The organism is Asaia prunellae JCM 25354, from assembly GCF_000613885.1.
In the GTDB taxonomy this organism is placed as follows: Bacteria; Pseudomonadota; Alphaproteobacteria; order Acetobacterales; family Acetobacteraceae; genus Asaia; species Asaia prunellae.
In genome coordinates this window covers 20,172-38,690 of the sequence record NZ_BAJV01000011.1, presented here as the reverse complement: position 1 = coordinate 38,690, position 18,519 = coordinate 20,172, and the positions used below count along the sequence as shown (strand labels likewise).

Annotated in this window: 10 protein-coding genes and 2 pseudogenes; 5 read left to right on the top strand and 7 right to left on the bottom strand. The window is 54.1% G+C overall.

Annotated features, from left to right (window positions below):
* Positions 1–1,332 (top strand): ABC transporter ATP-binding protein, encoded by a 1,332-nt coding sequence (locus tag JCM25354_RS10360; RefSeq protein ID WP_035447455.1) that lies wholly within the window; start codon positions 1–3, stop codon positions 1,330–1,332.
* 19 nt (positions 1,333–1,351) lie between these two features.
* On the opposite strand, the gene JCM25354_RS10355 is transcribed toward JCM25354_RS10360, so the two are convergent.
* Positions 1,352–2,965: a GMC family oxidoreductase gene (locus JCM25354_RS10355; RefSeq protein WP_025885966.1), complete on the bottom strand. Its 1,614-nt coding sequence runs from the start codon at positions 2,963–2,965 to the stop codon at positions 1,352–1,354.
* Between the two features lie 67 nt (positions 2,966–3,032).
* Complete coding sequence (locus JCM25354_RS10350) at positions 3,033–4,514, bottom strand: benzaldehyde dehydrogenase (RefSeq protein ID WP_025885965.1); 1,482 nt, start codon at positions 4,512–4,514, stop codon at positions 3,033–3,035.
* Between the two features lie 152 nt (positions 4,515–4,666).
* Here JCM25354_RS10350 and JCM25354_RS10345 point away from each other — a divergent pair, with 152 nt between their 5' ends.
* Entirely contained in the window at positions 4,667–5,575 is a 909-nt protein-coding gene (locus tag JCM25354_RS10345; RefSeq protein ID WP_051537351.1) for a LysR family transcriptional regulator, read from the top strand.
* Between the two features lie 139 nt (positions 5,576–5,714).
* Here the strand turns inward: JCM25354_RS10345 and JCM25354_RS18195 are convergent, their stop codons facing one another.
* The 4 genes and pseudogenes from JCM25354_RS18195 to JCM25354_RS18190 all read right to left on the bottom strand — a co-directional run bounded on the left by JCM25354_RS18195 (position 5,715) and on the right by JCM25354_RS18190 (position 12,761).
* Positions 5,715–6,650 (bottom strand): Hint domain-containing protein, encoded by a 936-nt coding sequence (locus JCM25354_RS18195; RefSeq protein ID WP_051537350.1) that lies wholly within the window; start codon positions 6,648–6,650, stop codon positions 5,715–5,717.
* Positions 6,647–9,514 carry a hypothetical protein gene (locus JCM25354_RS21100; RefSeq protein ID WP_148301480.1) on the bottom strand — a complete coding sequence of 956 codons (2,868 nt, stop codon included), beginning with the start codon at positions 9,512–9,514 and terminating at the stop codon, positions 6,647–6,649. The genes JCM25354_RS18195 and JCM25354_RS21100 overlap by 4 nt, the downstream gene beginning before the upstream one ends.
* 726 nt (positions 9,515–10,240) lie before the next feature.
* Entirely contained in the window at positions 10,241–10,786 is a 546-nt protein-coding gene (gene msrA, locus JCM25354_RS10330; RefSeq protein WP_025885963.1) for a peptide-methionine (S)-S-oxide reductase MsrA, read from the bottom strand.
* A gap of 38 nt (positions 10,787–10,824) precedes the next feature.
* Positions 10,825–12,761, bottom strand: a pseudogene (locus JCM25354_RS18190) (CocE/NonD family hydrolase).
* Between the two features lie 191 nt (positions 12,762–12,952).
* On the opposite strand from JCM25354_RS18190, the pseudogene ilvD reads away from it, so the two are divergent.
* From ilvD to JCM25354_RS21095, 3 genes and pseudogenes are all read left to right on the top strand, one after another.
* Positions 12,953–14,802: pseudogene (gene ilvD / locus JCM25354_RS18185) on the top strand (dihydroxy-acid dehydratase).
* Positions 14,803–15,151: 349 nt separating this feature from the next.
* On the top strand, positions 15,152–15,715 hold the full coding sequence (locus tag JCM25354_RS23450; protein WP_084294730.1) for a DUF1868 domain-containing protein: 564 nt from the start codon (positions 15,152–15,154) through the stop codon (positions 15,713–15,715).
* Positions 15,601–15,945: a hypothetical protein gene (locus tag JCM25354_RS21095; RefSeq protein ID WP_025885962.1), complete on the top strand. Its 345-nt coding sequence runs from the start codon at positions 15,601–15,603 to the stop codon at positions 15,943–15,945. The genes JCM25354_RS23450 and JCM25354_RS21095 overlap by 115 nt, the downstream gene beginning before the upstream one ends.
* A gap of 65 nt (positions 15,946–16,010) precedes the next feature.
* Here JCM25354_RS21095 and JCM25354_RS10310 read toward each other — a convergent pair whose 3' ends face one another.
* Entirely contained in the window at positions 16,011–18,317 is a 2,307-nt protein-coding gene (locus JCM25354_RS10310; RefSeq protein WP_084294728.1) for a TonB-dependent receptor, read from the bottom strand.
* Positions 18,318–18,519 lie beyond the last annotated feature (202 nt).

Below are 18,519 nucleotides of genomic sequence, written 5' to 3'. Positions count from 1 at the left end.
ATGGAGCCTGACATGCAGGAAATCCTGCTCTCGATCCGTAACTGTCTTCAGGTTTATCAGAAGGAGAGCAGTACCGATCTACCTGTGCTCGAAGGGGTCAGTTTCGACCTTCACGCAGGCGAAATCGTCGGGCTGGTAGGCCGTTCGGGGTCAGGCAAAAGCACATTGCTGCGTATCGCGTCCGGACTGATCCCGCCAAGCGGAGGTGAAATTATCTGGAAGGCCGCCCCCTTGACCGGGCCGACACCGGAAATTGCAATGGTCTTCCAGTCATTCGCGCTGTTCCCCTGGCTTACCGTACAGCAGAACATCATGCTGGGTCTGGAAGCCAAACGTCTGCCTCGTCTGGAATGCGAAAGACGCTGCGATGATATCATCGATCTGATCGGACTAAGCGGATACGAAAACGCCTTGCCCAAGGAGCTTTCCGGATCAATGCAGCAACGTGTCGGGTTGGCCCGTGCGCTGGTCATGCAACCCGATCTGCTGCTCATGGACGAACCTTTTTCCTCCCTCGATATGCTTACCGCAGAAAATCTGCGCACTGATCTCATAGAACTCTGGTCAGAACATCGTCTGCCCACACGAGCCATGATGCTGGTAACGCATAATGTCGAGGAAGCCGTATTGATGTGCGACCGTATTCTGCTGTTTTCGTCCAATCCGGGGCGTGTCTCACATGAGCTGGTTGTGCCATTCCCGCATCCGCGTAATCGCGACCACGCCGAATTCAGACATTTTGTCGATCATATCTATACGCTTATGACCAAGCGGGCGCCTCTGGTTTCAGAAGCCAGTCTTGAAACTGGCGCACCAGCTCCGGCGCCACATCCCATGGCTCTTGTGCTGCCACCAATTCCTATCAACGTTCTGGTGGGCCTTCTGGAGAGTCTCGCTGGTGCTCCGCTCAACGGGCGCGCCGATCTCCCCCATCTGGCCGAGCGGTTGCAAATGGCTCTGGACGATCTCTTTCCACTCGGAGAGTCATTGCAACTGCTTGAACTCGCCGAGCTTGAAGACGGCGATATTCTCATGACAGAAGCTGGCATGCGCTTCGTTCAGGCCGACCAGGAAGAGCGACGTGAAATCATGCGCACAGCCTTGCTGCATCATATTCCGCTTATACGGTCGATACGTGCGGTCCTTGATGAACGTTCGGGTCACCGTACCGGCGCGGATCGATTCCGTGAGGAGCTGGAAGCCACAATGTCGCCAGGCTACGCCGAACAGACACTCATGACTGCGACGAACTGGGCACGTTACACTGAGCTTTTTGACTTTGATGAGGAAGCCGACCAGTTCATGCTCGACCGGGAGGCCGGGGGATATTGACCCCCGGCCCGGCACCAGGTCAGGCAAGATGCAGGTCGTCAATCATCATGTCGGCACCATGACGCGCGAGCGCCATGGTCGGCGCATTGGTGTTTCCACTCGTGATATTGGGCATGATCGACGCATCGATCACGCGGAGATTTCCGATACCGTTCACGCGTAACCGACTATCGACCACGGCCCTGTCATCAGCTCCCATCCTGCATGTCCCGACCGGATGCCACATGGTGGTGGCAACCTGCCGAATCCATTGGGCAAGCTCTGCGTCACTCTGGCGCTCTATACCCGGAGCCACTTCTGACGTCAGGATACGCTGCAATGAAGGCTGGCCCATCACCTCACGCATATAGCGTACAGACTGAACAGCAAGATCGAGATCTTCTGCTTCAGCGAAGAAATTCGGGTTGATCCGGGGCATTGCGCGCGGATCGATAGAGTCGAGCGTGATACTCCCGCGGCTACGCGGTCGAAGAACCACGAGCTCGAAAGTCACGCCTGCCTGTTTACCGGCTGGACTCAACCCGTCTTCGGAAATGATCGGCGCATGATAGCACTGTATGCTCGGGTCAGCCGACAGATCCCGTGGATCGAAATAGGAAACTGTATCAATCGCATTGGTGGAAGCCGGCCCTGTCTTGGTCAGCAAATAACGCAGGCCTGTTTTCAAGGCGCCAAAACCCTGGGCAGAGCGCTGGTAACCGTAACCGTCACGACAGAATGCCTTGAGCGGCACGATCGGGTGATCCTGAAGATTCTGCCCCGTCTCAGGCGAGTCATGCTGCACCCGCACACCCAGATTTCTGAGCCGATCTGCCGCACCGACCCCTGAAAGCATAAGCATTTTGGGAGAATGTATTGCCCCTGAGCTGAGCACCACCTGCCCGGCATAAAGACGATAGCGCTTGCCGCGACTCACATATTCCACACCAATCGCCCGACTCTGGTCGATCAGTATCCGGGTGACAGTCGCACTGGTTCGCAGCTCGACACGCCCGCTCCGTAAAGCCGGACGCAGAAAAGCATCCGCGGCACTGCATCGGCGCCCATCCGCATAATTGCCTTGTACCGGTGAGACACCACGCTGACTCGCCCCGTTATAATCAGGATTATATGGAAGGCCCGCCTCCTGAAAGGCTCTCAGGCACCCTGCATTGAGTGTATTGATCCCTCTGGGGAGTGATATCCTGAGAGGGCCGTCAATCCCGTGAAAGCTGTCATGGAATGTATCGTTGCATTCCTGCGCCCGGAAATGACGCAGCATGGTTTCAAAATCCCAGGATGCCTTATCGCCCGCGGCTTCCTGCCATTCGTTGAAATCCTTTGGCTGCCCCCTGACATAGCACATGGCATTGATCGAGGAACCGCCACCAACCACACGACCGGAACGATAGCGTTTTGCGGTACCGTCAAGCTGAGTCTGGGGGGCCGTATCATAGGCCCAGACATGCCAGTCTTTCTGGAGGATCTTGGCAAATCCGGCCGGGATATGGATGAGCGGATCGAAATCATTGAGGCCCGCCTCGAGCACTACGACAGAAGCCGTGCTCCTCTCGGCCAGACGACCGGCAACGACACAACCCGCCGCACCGGCACCAATAACGATAACGTCGCAGTTTTTTGCCCGTTTAGACATGGGACGTTCCTTATGGAAGATAAGCGGCACCTCGTTCCCCTTGGGGAACGGATGCATCAGGCAGGTGTCAAATCGGATAAGCGGTCGGCACGTCTCGCTGCGTGACCCATTGCCACTCGGTGAACTCATCGAGATTGGCAGGACCGCCAATTGTTGCCCCGTTACCGGAGGCACCCACACCGCCGAAAGGATTGACAACATCATCGCCGACGGTCTGCTCGTTGATATGCAAGAGGCCTACATGCAGGCAATCACCGATGCGCATGGCCCGCGCAATATCTTTCGAGAAGACTGATGCGGAAAGCCCGTAATCCGTCATATTTGCCAGGGTAACGGCTTCATCTTCAGTCCTGAATGTCGTGACCACGGCAACAGGACCAAAAACCTCTTCATCGAAGGCCCGCATGCCTGGCCGTACGCCCGAGAGTACGGTTGGCTGATAGAATAATCCTTCACCCGAGCCACCGGCCTCAAGGATACCCCCCTGAGAAAGGGTCTCATCAACAATAGACCGTGCATGGTCGGCCTGACGCTGGTTGATCAGCGGCCCGTTGAAGATTTCTTCAGAGACCGGATTACCGACTTTGATTGCACGTGCCTTTTCAGCAAGCCTGTCGGTAAAAGCGCGCGCAATGCTCTCATGAACCAGTATGCGCCCCGTTGCCATACAGATCTGCCCCTGGTGCAGATAGGCACCCCAGGCAGCATTTGCGGCGGCAGCTTCTATATCGGCATCGTCAAGAACAATCAGCGGGTTTTTCCCGCCAAGCTCCAGAGAAACCTTCTTGAGATGCCTTCCGGCCAGTTGGCCAACAGCACGCCCGGCCCCGGTCGATCCGGTAAACTGGATCATCGCGATATGCGGATCGGAGCAAAGGGCCTCACCCACTTCGCCACCACCAGGCAGAACATGCAGGAGCCCTTTGGGCAGCCCGGCGAGTTCGAAAATACGGGCAATGACATGACCACCACAGATTGCCGTACGCGGGTCAGGTTTGAGAATAACGCCATTACCCAGGGCAAGAGCGGGAGCCACGGCCCGCATCGCCAGATAGAGCGGAAAATTGAAAGGTGAGATAATTCCTATGAGCCCGCGAGGCTTGCGTCGGGCAAAGCTTGTCTGACCTTCCACGCTTGGCAGAACCAGCCCCTGCGCCTGCTCGGGCAGGGCCGCAGCCAGTCTGAGCGCCTTGATGGTGACCGCGATCTCGAAATTTGCTTTCATATGGGCGCCGCCGCCCTCGCGTATCAGCCACTGAGCCACCTCACTGGTCTGCTCAGCAAGTACTTCCACTGCCTTTGCAAGGATATCGGCCCGCGCGGCAGGACTAGTCGCTGCCCATTGCTTCTGGATAATGCTGGCTGATTGGGCGGACTGGGCGACCTGATCAGGATCCGCCAGTGCAATCAGAGCAAGCTGATCACCCGTCGCCGGCTCCATCACCGGGGCAGTCAGCGTGCGCGGCTTCCATTCTCCGGTGAACAAGCATCCTTCGAGATGCGTGGCACCCAGAAACTCTCCGGTGTTTTTTTCGTGCTGTGAGGTCAAGGCATTTCTCCTTCTCTTGCGGAAAACATGCCGGGTTTGCTTATGTCATGGGAAAGACCATCTTGGTCGCTTTTCCAACCTTTTGGGTATAATGCCCGGATTACGGTGCTTTCATGCCGTACATGATCCCGTGACAAAGGTATCAAGATACTGTGATAGAGCTTCGCAAGCTGCGCTATTTTCTGGCCGTTGCGGAAGAGCGCAATTTTTCAGCCGCAGCAAAACGCCTCAACATGGCCCAACCACCACTCAGCCGCCAGATCAGGGAACTGGAAGAGGAGCTTGAGGTTGACCTGCTGGATCGCCGGTCACGCCCGCTCACCCTGACACCGGCAGGACAGCTCCTCTGCGAACAGGCCAACCAGATCCTGAACCAGCATGAACGCCTCAGAACACTCATGGCGGATTTTTCCCTGTCGCAACGTCCCCGCCTGTCTCTGGGGATCGAGGCCTCGGCATTTCACCTGCGTTTGCCACATCTGATAAGGCATTATCGTCACGCAGCGCCCGGTGTTACGCTGACAATCAACGAAATGAACTCAGCCGAGCAGGTAGCAGCGCTGATTGATGGACGCATCGATATCGGTCTCGACCGAGCCGAAATTGTTGAACCAGACATCCGCAGCATCGTCCTGCGTGAAGAAAGGCTGGTACTCGCCGCTCCGACAGATTTCTCCTGCCTGCAAAGCGAATCTTTTGATCTGAACCGTCTGACCGAGGAGACGCTCATTCTCTATCCACGGGACAAAGGTCCGAATTACGCCCGTAAAACCCTGACACTCCTGAGGCGCCATGGTGTCATGGTCCCTCACCAGATTCTGGTTCAGGAAATGACGACAGCCCTGTCACTTGTTGCCGCAAAGATGGGGCTGTGCATCGTTCCTGTCTCAGCCCGCGCCATCGGCCATCCAGAGATACAGTTTCTCTCCACACAGCAGCGCATGACATGCCCGGTCACCCTCAATATGCGAGCCGAACCTCCCTCTGCCGCCATAGCCCTGTTCCTCAAATCGCTCAGCGAGCTTTATATTGAATGGGGCTTTGGCGCCCTCACCTTCTAGAGCATGCACTAGAAGATGCAGGCGTCAATCATCATGAGGCAGGCAGCGGGTCGCAACCCGCTGCGACAGATGTCTGATCGTCTTTTTCTCAGCCATCTGTCTCGCCATAATCGTCCTGTCCGGATAATAAATCCGGAGCTTAACTGGCTTTGACCTCGTCACCAACAACAGAAGCATCGGGTATGTTCGTGATGTAGTTTCTCTCGAGATAGGGGCCGCCAGCTTTGATTTCTATCGCAATAACGGAAATATCAGAGGAGTGAGACGATTTCAGATCAAGCATCGCACTACCGGTAGTCCAGCGATGTTTGTCTGATTCAGCTGCGTGCCAGCCTGCCAAATTTTCCTCACGCAGATGCTCGTCAAATACAACAACCTGGTCTCCTTGATAGAGGTGGATGTTTCCTACAGATATTCCAAGCTCTCTTCTATCATCCAGGAATGGTCCGATAACGTCACATGGTCGGCTTGAATTTGATACAAGATTTAACCAGTCAAATTTTTCGCAGAGATGGAAGACATATTGATTATCATTTTGCCTGATCGGTTGATACACGGCTCCATTGTCAGTTACCAGACAAACGTCACAGTCCATTACCAGTGTCGGGCTTACGGTATCAACCCCAGCTCTGTTGGCGATTCTATTGTAGATAGGCTCGACCTTCGACTGCGACACCTCCAGACAGGCTGCTGCATCCTTCTCCCATGAGCAAACTCCTCTGGTACCAAATGTAACCAGATTGCCAATCTGCGAGAAATTACTCCGGTTTCCTGTATCAAGATAACTTTCTGAAAGAGCGCCCTCTGCATAGACGATTGAGTGGCCATCGGTTTCTACATGATAGACAGTATAGTCTACTTTGCTCTTATCATAGGTAACATTCAATCCGTTTACCAGCATACGCGAAGGAATGAAAAAACCGTCGATATACATGCAGTGCTCAGGGGTAACCCACAAATCCTGAAGGGGAAGCCCGTCCCCGAGCGCATTTGGCGCAAAATGGACAAGATAGCCCGCTTCATCATCGTATTTGGAGCTCTTAACAGTGTTGCGCTGCGCACCGACCCACTTCACCGCCTTCTCGATATTCTGCCCGGTTTCCGGTCCCAGCAGATAATGACATCCCCTATTCGCAGATTTTCCACAGCAACCAGACCATTGACTGTGAGTATGTTTGTGCCTTCAAGAAAACAGGTGAGAGTGATTGATTTCCCAAAGTAGCTGAACTCATTGATGCTGTACGAACCCGCCAGCTGTATACTTGCAGCGCTTGTACCAGCGTAGACAGTAAGTAAACCATCCGAAGTGATATTAGCTGAGGTTATGTTGCCAGACAGAAACGGGAAGTCAATTGTTCCATGTGGCCTGAGTATGCCACTAACCAGAGCGCTGGTGCTGGCAAGGGAGATTGTCCCTCCACTATTGATCAACGCACCCGTTTCCACCGATCCTGACGAAACGTATTCGACCGCGCCATTACCAATAACATTGCCTGATCCGGTAGCCCCGTTACGAAGCACGAGTGTTCCACCACTGGACAGATAGTTTTTGTTGGCCGTTCCTGCTGCCGGTGCACCATTGACGGGTGTAGTATAAGCCCAGCCCGCGGCAACGATGGTACCGCCACTACCAACGGTGTTTCCAGACGCGTTACCGCCATTGGATACTGTCAATACGCCGCCAGCTTCCACATTGTTTGATAGTATTGTACCGCCAGCAGAGGTGTACCAAGGAGAGCCTGTCCCGGTCGTAACACCGGCAGTCACAGTGCCTCCGCTCACCGCCAGATTAGCAGCAGTCCCGCCACTTCTGACAAAAACACTACCTCCACCATTCACCGCCCCTGAAGATAGTATTCCTGAGCTTACTGCTATGTATCCACCATTAATTACAGTGGCATCTCTAATTGTACCATTATCTGATACGAGACCTGAACCACCATTTGATATCACTACATTCGACACAATACCACTTGTGGATGCAATAACAGTTCCAGCAGCAGACACCTGTACATTTACTACAGTTCCTCCAGAAGCTATTTCCGTACCCCCACTGGAAACAACAACGGTTCCTCCATTTTCTGCCGTATCATTATAGCCCACGCCCGATTGGTAAAGGAGAATACTTCCCCCTGACTGCGCTGTGGCATTATAGCTGGTCCCACCAGGGCCGTTGGAGAGTACACCACCACTACTGACCTTGGCGTCGTAGCTGACACCACGACTCAGTACCATTGTCCCGCCATCCGAGACAAAAGAATTACTCAGAACACCTGGTGGAGGAGCACCGTTGGTTGGCGTTGCGTAAGACCAACCATTGGCTTGCAAGGTCCCGCCACTGCCGACAGTATTGTCAATACCAGTGCCACCGTTGGAAACAACAAGATAACCGCTGGAGACAACATTAGCTGAGACAACAGTTCCTCCCGAAGAAGAATACCAAGGACTTCCAGTTCCCGTCGTTTTGCCGACAATGAGCGTTCCGCCACTCAATAAAGGCTCAACTGCAGTACCTGCTTTGGCAACCTCTCCGGTGCCTCCCGAGGCAATGGTACCACCTGAATACAGACCCTGGGAAACATAAAGATACCCATTGGTCAGTACGGTTCCCCCGCTCACCAAACCGCTGTCGATGACAAGCGCGGTACCACCATTCGATATTACTGCATTAGAGACAACACCACTTGTCGACGCTAGGACCGTTCCACCAGCTGATACCTGCGCATTTGCAACAGTTCCTGATGAAGCAATTTCTGTCCCCCCACTGGAGACCAACAGCATTCCTCCAGGTTCTGCACTATCATTATATCCAATACCAGAGTTATAGAGGACGACACTCCCTCCAGATTGCGCAGAGGCATTATAGCTACGACCATAGCGGGCAACCATCAACACGCCACCGTCTGAGACGATATTATCTTTTGCAGTCCCCAGGTAAGTACTTGTACCGTTGGAAAACCCGCTAACCGCTATCGATCCTCCACTTTCAACTATATTGCCGGATGCCACGCCGGAGGCCGATATTACGACTTTACCACTATTGGTAATAACGTTGGAAATTACAGTACCACCAGCAGATAGATACCATGGAGAACCGGTTCCAGTAACGAGTCCCGCAGTTAGCGTGCCACCGTCTATAGAATTTCCAACTACAGTTCCCGCAGAATATACCGCTGCACCACCACCCAAATTTATTGTGCTGGCCGATAGTATGCCGTTGCTTACATTTATATACCCACCACTCATTATTTCACTTGCGCTGACAAGTCCATTATTTATTACAATAGCCGACCCGCCTTGAGAAATAACGGCATTATTGACAGTGCCGCTCGTGGTAGCGACCAGAGTACCACCAGCAGATACCTGCGCACTTGCAACGCTTCCCGACGAAGCAAATTCGGTACCCCCTGAGGAAACAACAATTGCACCTCCGGCTTGCGCGCTGTCATTATACCCTACGCCAGTAGCGTAGAGGACAACACTCCCACCAGATTGCGCCGTAGCATTATAACTTTTACCACCACGGCCAGCAGACAGGACACCTCCACTCGATACAATTGCTCTCTGAGAAACACCGCTGTTCAAAACAACGGTTCCACCCTCAGAAATTGAAGTATCGGTTGCACTCCCGACCCAACTAGACCAACCGCTCACTACCATTGTACCGCCAGCACCAATAGTGTTGCTGGTAGAAACACCTCCTATATTTATAACGATCTTTCCGCCGGAAGAGACAATTGTATTATCAACCGTACCGCCGGAAGATACATAAGTCGGGATACCAATGGTAACGGCACCAGCCGTTATTATCCCCCCATTATCCACCACACTTGAAGTAACAACCCCAGGATTTCGAACAAAAACACTTCCATATACCTGCAAATCCGACGTTATACCGGAACTTACTTGCTGAGATACTCCAGAAGATACTACGGACATGTTATTTTCCTTATCCCGTTGTTGCAAATCCAAACAAGAATTATAGTATCTTATCTGGGGTGGCGGTTAACTTCTTTAATCACTCTTCAAAAATCCTATACAAACCTGACGCTAAATAGGATAGTATATTTTATTAATGCACATCATTGATATTGAATACATTAACTTTATTAAAATAAATGATTCATTATGCTATAATGCATTGCAAAAGTGCCTGAGTTTATTATCTACCTCATGTTTGCTTTGTCGTATAAAAACAAAATACTTCTTCTGAATACAAAAAATCAATAGCTTGGCCATTACTTATTGTGACCTCACATAAAATTTGTTGTTTATAATAGATTTTTCATCCGTTTGTTTAGAAAAATAATTTATGAGCCATATGATAGTTTAATAAAGACTTCTTGTCTTTTTCTGTGCTTGCCCTACTATATTTATATTAGGCAACCACACATCATAACGTGACATGCTGAAGTGGAACATTGTGGGTGGTCGCGCTGACCCATAGGGTTTCAGCTTGTTGTCATTCATTCTAATCGGGAGCAAACCCTGCTCAGGATTTGGTCAGAAATACCGTTATCCTGATCAATACTATCTCCGTACCATCATAACCCGTTCGGTCAGATTACTCAGTAAGCTTTGTATTGAATGGACTTTAGTGCTCTCACATTCCGGAGCGCGCACCGGAAGCGGAAACAACCAGTTTCACGCTTCCCGTGCATCTCCTCAGACCTTGAGGCGGTCGCGATACATCTTGCGTGCTTTGGCTACTTTTGGCGCCACAACCGCGCTGCAATAAGCTGTTTCAGGATTACGGGCGAAATAGTCATGATGTTTTTCCTCCGCCTCCCAGAACACTGCCGGGCCTGAAATTTCCGTTACGATTGGATCAGGCCAGATTCCGGAAGCCGCGATCTCCTGCGTGACTTCACGGGCAGTCACCTCCTGCGCCGGATCAAGAGCAAAAATAACCGAGCGATACTGCGTGCCGACATCATTGCCCTGACGGTTGAGCTGGGTCGGATCATGCGTGGTGTAGAATACGCGCAGCACGTCAGCAAAACTGATTTCCTGCGGATCGAACACAACCTGCACAACTTCTGCATGGCCTGTACTCCCGGTACAGACCTGCTCGTAAGTCGGATTTTCACGATGGCCGCCAGCATAGCCCGGCCGTGCCGATCTGACGCCACGTAGCCCGGTAAAGATAGCCTCGGTACACCAGAAGCAACCGCCTCCGATCAGGGCTTTTTCAAGATGGGTTTCAGTCATGGCAGGCCTCGTTTTCAGACATCAGCGATAGACTGATGTCACTGGTTCACAACAGGAAGATAGATACTGCTCGCCTGCGCCCCACCGCGGGAGATCGAATGTGTCGCCGCTTTGTAATCGGCAGGCTTGGCCTCAAAGAGGTTCGAGACATAGGTTTGGGGATTGCGGTCGTAAAGGGGGAACCACGAAGACTGGATCTGTACCATGATACGATGGCCGGGCAGGAACACATGATTCACTGCTGGCAGTGTGAATTTGTATTCCTCGACCCTGTTCGCCGGGATGGCCTCTGGCCGGGCAAAATCATGACGGTAGCGCCCGCGGAAGATATCCATGGACACGGCAAGCTCGTAGCCGCCCATCTCCGGCCTGTCTGCCGTGATACCGGGATAGACGTCAATGATCTTGACCACCCAGTCAGCATCAGTACCGGTGGTCGCGGCAAACAGATCGGCTGTCGGGACGCCTGAGACACGGACCGGATGATCGAGGACCGGCGTCTGATAGGTCAGAACATCGGGACGGGATTCAGCGAAACGCTGATCCGATACGAGCCAGGGTTTCCAGCGTGCGCCATCGGCAAAGCTGTATGGACGTGTCATGAAGGGCACAGGATGCGCCGGATCGGAAACATAACTGTCCGTTCCCGGTTTCGCCCGCTCAAAGCCGAGACCATTACCTTCTCTCAGATAGAGACGTTCGCCTGTTCCGAGGCAACTGTCACCGCAATTGCCAAGCCAGCCACGCAAATGATCCCAGCGATTGTCACCGGTATTGTAGATGATGGCATCATCGAAATTGACCTTGGCACTTCCCGGCTTCAGATACTGGTCAAAAAACGGACGCATGACGTGTGCGCGATACCAGAGCGCCGTATCTCCATTGAAATGTAACGGACCAAGCTCGATCCGTCGTAATTCACTCCACTGTGACGCCAGGGCCCCATGACAAGAATATTCGGCACCTTGGGATGATCCTTGCGCAAGGCCATCCAGCTATGGATTGCCCCCCACATGTCTTCCTGATCCCACAGGCCTTGCTCCCAGATCGTGGGGACAGCGAGAGGATGCTTTGCCAGCAACTTGTCGAGCGCCTGATCCTGCCAGAACGCATCATAGGCCGGGTGAGCCTTCATACGCTGCCACCAGGGAAACTGGTCCAGGCCAGCCTTGGTGGCAAAGTCACCGGCGGAGCCCGCCTGCAGGAAATTGGTGTAATCATCGGCATCACGACGGGGGATGGCATCGCCTTCACCCTTCTTCGTCATCTGCATCGTGAAATAATCGAAACTGCCCTGACGGAAGGCGCCGTAATGGTACCAGTCATCGCCCATCCAGCCATCCACCATCGGGCTCTCCGGTGCCGCCACCTTGAGCGCAGGATGCGGATTGAGCAGCGCCATCACGACGGTCCAGCCTTCATAGGATGACCCGGTCATGCCTACACGGCCATTGCTCTGCTTCACATTCTTGATAAGCCAGTCGATCGTATCCCATGCGTCAGTCGTATCATCGGTCTTGCTCGGGTTGAGCGGGCCGATAGGCGGGCGCGTCATGACATAATCGCCCTCGGAGCCATACTTGCCGCGCACGTCCTGAAAAACACGGATATACCCGCCATCGACAAACACCCCGTCACCCTGGGGCAGCAGGTTGCGCATTTCAGCAGCCCCGGATACGCGTTCGGCGCGCTGCGATGCATGATACGGGGTACGTGTCAGCAGGATGGGAGCTTCGTGATCCTTCGCCGCTTTTGGGATGACGATGACGGTGTGCAGCTTCACCCCGTCGCGCATCGGAATCATGACATCCTGCTTTATATAGTCATGTCCCGTATCAGGCATCTGTATATGGGCCGGAATATCCGAGCCCTGCTGGACCATATCCGGTGTGACAGCTGGACCATTGGCTGTTTGCGCCAGAGTCTGGGACGCACCGAGCAGACAGGTCGTCAACAGCAACAAAGATCGGGACAGATTTCCAACGCGCACGCAGTGATTTCCTTGATAAGCCTAACAGTGCCGCGATGATTGAACAGACTCTCCCTTGCGGCAAGCGATTGGCCACGTTATTTCGCACAAGGTAATAAAAATACGCCTATGGGCCACTTGCTATTGCATTTCATGCGCAACGCGCCCGCTTCCTCCAGCAGTTCCGGAACCGTATCATGCCTGCCTATCGTTCCCGCACCACCACCCACGGCCGCAACATGGCCGGTGCCCGCGCGCTCTGGCGCGCCACAGGCATGACGGACAAGGATTTTGGCAAGCCCATCATCGCGGTGGCAAATTCCTTCACGCAGTTCGTACCAGGGCACGTGCATCTCAAGGACATGGGTGCTCTGGTGGGCGGCGCGATTGCCGAAGCCGGTGGCATTGCACGTGAGTTTAATACTATCGCCGTTGATGACGGCATTGCCATGGGCCATGGCGGCATGCTGTACAGCCTGCCCTCGCGCGAACTGATCGCTGACTCGATTGAGTATATGGTCAACGCCCATTGCGCCGATGCGCTGGTCTGCATCAGCAATTGCGACAAGATCACACCGGGCATGCTCATGGCGTCTCTGCGCCTGAATATTCCGGTCGTGTTCGTCTCGGGCGGCCCGATGGAAGCAGGAAAGCTCGACGGTCCAGGCATCAACCGCAAGCTCGACCTCGTCGATTCAATGGTGGCTGCTGCCAACCCGAAAGTTTCGGATGCTGAATCCGAAGCGATCGAACGCTCGGCCTGCCCTACCTGCGGCTCCTGCTCGGGCATGTTCACCGCCAATTCCATGAACTGCCTTACCGAAGCCCTGGGCCTCTCCCTGCCCGGCAATGGCAGCCTGCTGGCTACCCATGCCGACCGCCGAGAGCTGTTTCTCGAAGCCGGCCGCCTTGTCGTCTCCCTCGCCCGTCGCTGGTACGAGCAGGATGATTCCACGGCCCTGCCGCGAAGCATCGCGACGAAAGCCGCGTTCGAAAACGCCATGACACTCGATATCGCCATGGGCGGGTCGACCAATACCGTACTGCATCTTCTGGCTGCGGCACGTGAGGCCGGGGTCGATTTCCACATGGCCGATATCGACCGCCTGTCACGCAAAGTACCCAATCTGTGCAAGGTCGCTCCCGCAAAAGCAGACGTGCATATGGAAGACGTGCATCGTGCAGGCGGCATTCCCGCCATTCTCGCCGAGCTTGATCGCTGCGGCCTGATAGATACGACAGCACACGCGGTCCACGCTCCGAGCATGAAAGAGGCATTGGGGAAATGGGATGTGCTTGAAGGCGACGAGCAGGCAAGAACACGTTTCCTCGCGGCTCCGGGTGGCGTGCGCACCACGGAGGCTTTCTCCCAGTCAAGCCGCTATTACGAGCTTGATACGGATCGCAAGAATGGTGTGCTGCGTGACCGTGCCCATGCCTTCTCGCAGGATGGTGGTCTGGCTGTGCTGTATGGCAATCTGGCGGAGGCCGGTGCCATCGTAAAAACGCGGGTGTGGTTGACAGCCTCCTTACCTTCACCGGGCGGGCCAGGGTATTCGAAAGCCAGGAAGATGCCGTTGCCGGAATTCTGGCCAACAGGATCGTCGACGGTGATGTGGTGGTCATCCGCTACGAAGGACCCAAGGGCGGACCGGGCATGCAGGAAATGCTCTATCCGACCAGCTATCTCAAATCAAAAGGTCTGGCCGAAACCTGCGCGCTCATCACCGATGGGCGTTTCTCGGGGGGAAGCTCCGGGCTCTCGATCGGTCACATCTCTCCGGAGGCCGCAGAAGGCGGATTGATTGGTCTGCTTGAAGAAGGCGACCAGATCGAAATCGATATTCCGAACCGCGTTCTGCGTGCACTGGTTGACGATTCAATTCTGGCAGAGCGCCGCAAGCGTATGGAAGCGCTCGGGAATGACGCCTGGACTCCAGACCGCGTGCGTGAAGTCTCTCCGGCGCTGCGCGCCTATGGGTTGCTCACCACCAGCGCCGCCAATGGCGCCGTACGCGACCTGAGCCAGATCACGAAACGCTCCTGAACAAAACGATAGTGCATCCGGGAGGCCGCGTGCTTCCCGGCGGCTCTACCAGGCAGGTTTCATAGAACCAGGCTTGACCATCTGGCGACTTCTCTGAGCCGGATCTGAACACCACAATCCGTAATTATTGTAGACCTGCAACCGCAGCTTCCATGAAGGGGAAGAACATGCTGCGGGTCCGGACCCGTTCCGCTGTGATATGACAATCGGTATCGAGATGTCGCAAACATGTCACCCATTATTGCGCTTTGTCGTGGCATGAAATGACGTCTTCCCAGAGCGGGAGTGTCTGCCCCTCCAGCGTCAAGAGTATTAACATGCAGCGTCGTTCGCTTCCCCCCACCGGTCCATGACAGGACGTCGGGATATCCTTCTGGGTCTGGGCGCGCTGGTATCCTGCGGAGCGGCGCCTGTCGTCACAATGACGGAAAAGGACACGCCAGCATGCGACAGCGGACTCAGACCCGGAGGCGGTGACCGACAGGGAAAGTTTGATGCTGATGGTAAACCGCGCTTCTGGCCGGGAAACACGATCATTTGTCCCTTTGGATCGTCACACCCGCTGGCACACGCCATGCTGGATACGAATACCCTGATCCAGCGCGACTGGTCAGCCTATATCACGCCCACGCCGCCATCGAGTTATCACATGACTGTTCTGGGAGGGGTCGATGCCGAACAGGTCGCAAAGGCGAACTGGCCCGAAGGATCAGCACCACAACGTCAATCACTGATACGACACCAATTATCCGTGACCGCCTGGCGGCAAAACGGTTCGATTTCCCGGATAAGATCGAAATGGAGATCGATGCTGACCGCTTTCATGCACCTCTTGTCGGAGTACCGCTACGGCCTTCCAGCCCGGCAATGGCGACCTCGCTTTATGATCTCCGCCGCCAGCTTGCAGAAGTAATCGGCTTTCATCCCGACAATCTCATGTCTTTCATGTTCCATGCCACATACGGATATAAAATCCGTCATGTGCCACGTTCCCTGAAAGATGTTCTGCGCAGAGAAGTGCACAGCTGGAGACGTGATTATGCCGAAAAGCTCGGTACGATTATTGTTCCGGCCCCGGTCTTTTGCAGCTTCGAGACAATGTTCGCCTTCACACCTCTGCTTGCCTTACAGCGTAACATCTGAATTCAGTCCTACCCTGCGACAGGCAAGGTCGCAGGATAGGGAGAAAGATGGGAGCTTGGCGTCACTCAGTAGGTGAAGGAAATACTTCCGAGAAAGGTGCGTCCGACAGAAGGTGTGGCTCGATCGCTGAACAGGTTGGAGTAATTCAGACGATTGGCCAGATTGTACCCATTCAGTGCAAGACGCCAGCGGTGGCCGACCATATGTGAGACCATAGCATCCCATTCTGTCGTATGGGGCACGCGCGCCGTATTGGCCGCGTCGAGCCACACAGAGTCACGCCATGTCAGACCGCCACCAAAAGTCAGGTTCCAGGGCTTGTCAGGGGCAATCGTATAAGTGCTCCAGATTGTTGCCATGTTCTTCGGTGCGTACTGGATACGCTTGCCGATATCAGCCGCTGTGAGAGAGCCTGTCGTTGTCGCATCGTAATAGGCATATGTACCGATCAGACTCCAGTTACGCGTGATCTGACCGGACAGACTCAATTCGACACCCTGATTACGCTGAGTATCGCTTGATGAAGAAACGCTTCCGGTCGAGGGATCTGTCATGAGCGCATTGCCTTTTTCCAACCGGAAGAGCGATGCCGTCGCACCCAGTCGCCCATGCAGAAACTGCTGCTTGATTCCGATCTCGTAAAGGCTCGCCTTTTCAGGGCTGAAACCCTGTGTCGAAGTCTTCAGTGGTTCCGAGCTGTTCGTCACATAAAGGCCAAGCGGCGTCGTTGAACGCGCCCAGTTGAAATAGACCATCGTGTTGTCGCTGGGCGTGTACATAAGACTTACAGTTGGATTGATGGTATTCTGCTGTTGCGACAACCGTGTATCGGCCGCTGTTGCCCCCTCTGTTGCTGCGTATTGGCTGTTCCAGTGATCCCAGCGGAAGCCCCCGCGGATGGAGAACCACGGCGCCAACCACATCTGCTCGGAGAGAAACGCCCCCACATCAGTGGCATCACCCGTTTTATAGAGCTTGCGTCCCGCTCCACCTGACAGATTGACCAGATCATACTGATATTGGCCAGGCCCTCCCAGCAACAGCCCCGGCTGAACGTGTGAAGGGTTGACCATACTGGTTGTATCCGTGCGAGTGCCATTAACTCCGTTGAAATTATATGCGTAATTGGTTCGACGGTCGTAGATATGCTCGACATCCCAGCCCGCGATGACCTGATGGCGAATGAAGCCCGTCCTGAAATTGGCACGGGCGGAAAAAACGTTCTGCACAGACCAGTCATTCTGCTGATAGGGCTCAGGGCCACCCAGATGCCCACGACGGTTGATCTGCGCCTGGGACGGATTGGTAAAAAACAGTTTCTGACAGGTCGCATCGCAGCCCGGCTGTGATGCCGAGAAATAACGATCATAAAGCCCGCCACGGAGATCGTCGGAGATTGTCAGATGACTGCTGATCTCGGAATTCAGGCGTGCTGTGAGCATATTTACATTGGACACATCCTGATCATAATTGGTGCCGTACCAGCTGTGCCGGTTCAGCCCGTATTCCGTAGCCGGGCGACCGATCTTGCTGCCGGGTCTGGTAATGACCGGGACACCGTAATCGGGGATACGATTATCGGATTGGTGGAAATATTCCAGCGTAAAGCTGGTCTTCTTGCCGAGCCCGAAACCGATTGAGGGCGCCAGTCCCCAGCGATGGGAGTAGATGTTGTCGCGGCCAACAACGTTGTTCTCGTTACCCATGCCGGTAATACGTACGGCCGTGGACTCACCGATCTGTTTGTTCACATCAAGTGTACCGCGATAATATTCGCCAGACCCGCCTGAAAACTGGGTGTTATAGGTATCTCCCAGATGCGCCACCCTGGTCACAATATTGATTGCGCCCCCAGTCGTACCGTTGCCGAATACCTCTGATGAGGGTCCCTTGATGACAGAAATATGGTCGTAATCGAAACTGTCACGTGTATAGACGCCAAAATCGCGCAACCCGTTTTCATAAATATCGTTCTGGGCCGCAAAGCCGCGAATCAGAAACTGATCGCCCGCCATACCTCCCTCGCCCTCACCGACCGAGGCGGTGATGCCTGGCACATTGCGTAGCGCCTCATCCAGCGATTTGACATTCTGCTGCTGCATCAGGATCTGCGGAACCGCGTTGACAGTCTGAGGCGTGTGCATGATGTCTTCAGGCATACGGCCCAGACCGATCGGCTCGTGCAGGATGTTCATCGCCGCGCCATGAACAATGAGATGTTCGTCTCCCCCGTCCTGCTGGGTTGCTCTCGCCTTTTCAGCCCTTTTTCTTTTGGCAGGGTCCTGAGTGTCTTCCCTCGTTTTCTTTCGCTGGGTCGCGCTCTCCTCACCTTGCGCCGTATGGGCATAAGCAGCCGTGCAAGCGAAGGTCATGCCGACTAACAGTGATACGGAACATGAAGGACGAACCCATTTTACCGACAAGCGCAATCTCCATAGAAAAGATGAGGACTCAGTCTCTGAATTGAGAATGATTCCTATCTTTCACAACAAAGTGTTGCAACCACCTCTCAATTGCATCTATGTGCTTTATGTCTTTGTGTTGCTGCAATGCGACACTTAATTTCTAGCATTC

Coding starts and splice junctions, on each gene's coding strand:
- JCM25354_RS23450 (WP_084294730.1), top strand. CDS start 15,152: ATGACAGGACGTCGGGATATCCTTCTGGGTCTGGGCGCGCTGGTATCC.
- JCM25354_RS10310 (WP_084294728.1), bottom strand. CDS start 18,317: ATGACCTTCGCTTGCACGGCTGCTTATGCCCATACGGCGCAAGGTGAG.
- JCM25354_RS10355 (WP_025885966.1), bottom strand. CDS start 2,965: ATGTCTAAACGGGCAAAAAACTGCGACGTTATCGTTATTGGTGCCGGT.
- msrA (WP_025885963.1), bottom strand. CDS start 10,786: ATGACTGAAACCCATCTTGAAAAAGCCCTGATCGGAGGCGGTTGCTTC.
- JCM25354_RS10360 (WP_035447455.1), top strand. CDS start 1: ATGGAGCCTGACATGCAGGAAATCCTGCTCTCGATCCGTAACTGTCTT.
- JCM25354_RS21100 (WP_148301480.1), bottom strand. CDS start 9,514: ATGTCCGTAGTATCTTCTGGAGTATCTCAGCAAGTAAGTTCCGGTATA.
- JCM25354_RS21095 (WP_025885962.1), top strand. CDS start 15,601: ATGGAGATCGATGCTGACCGCTTTCATGCACCTCTTGTCGGAGTACCG.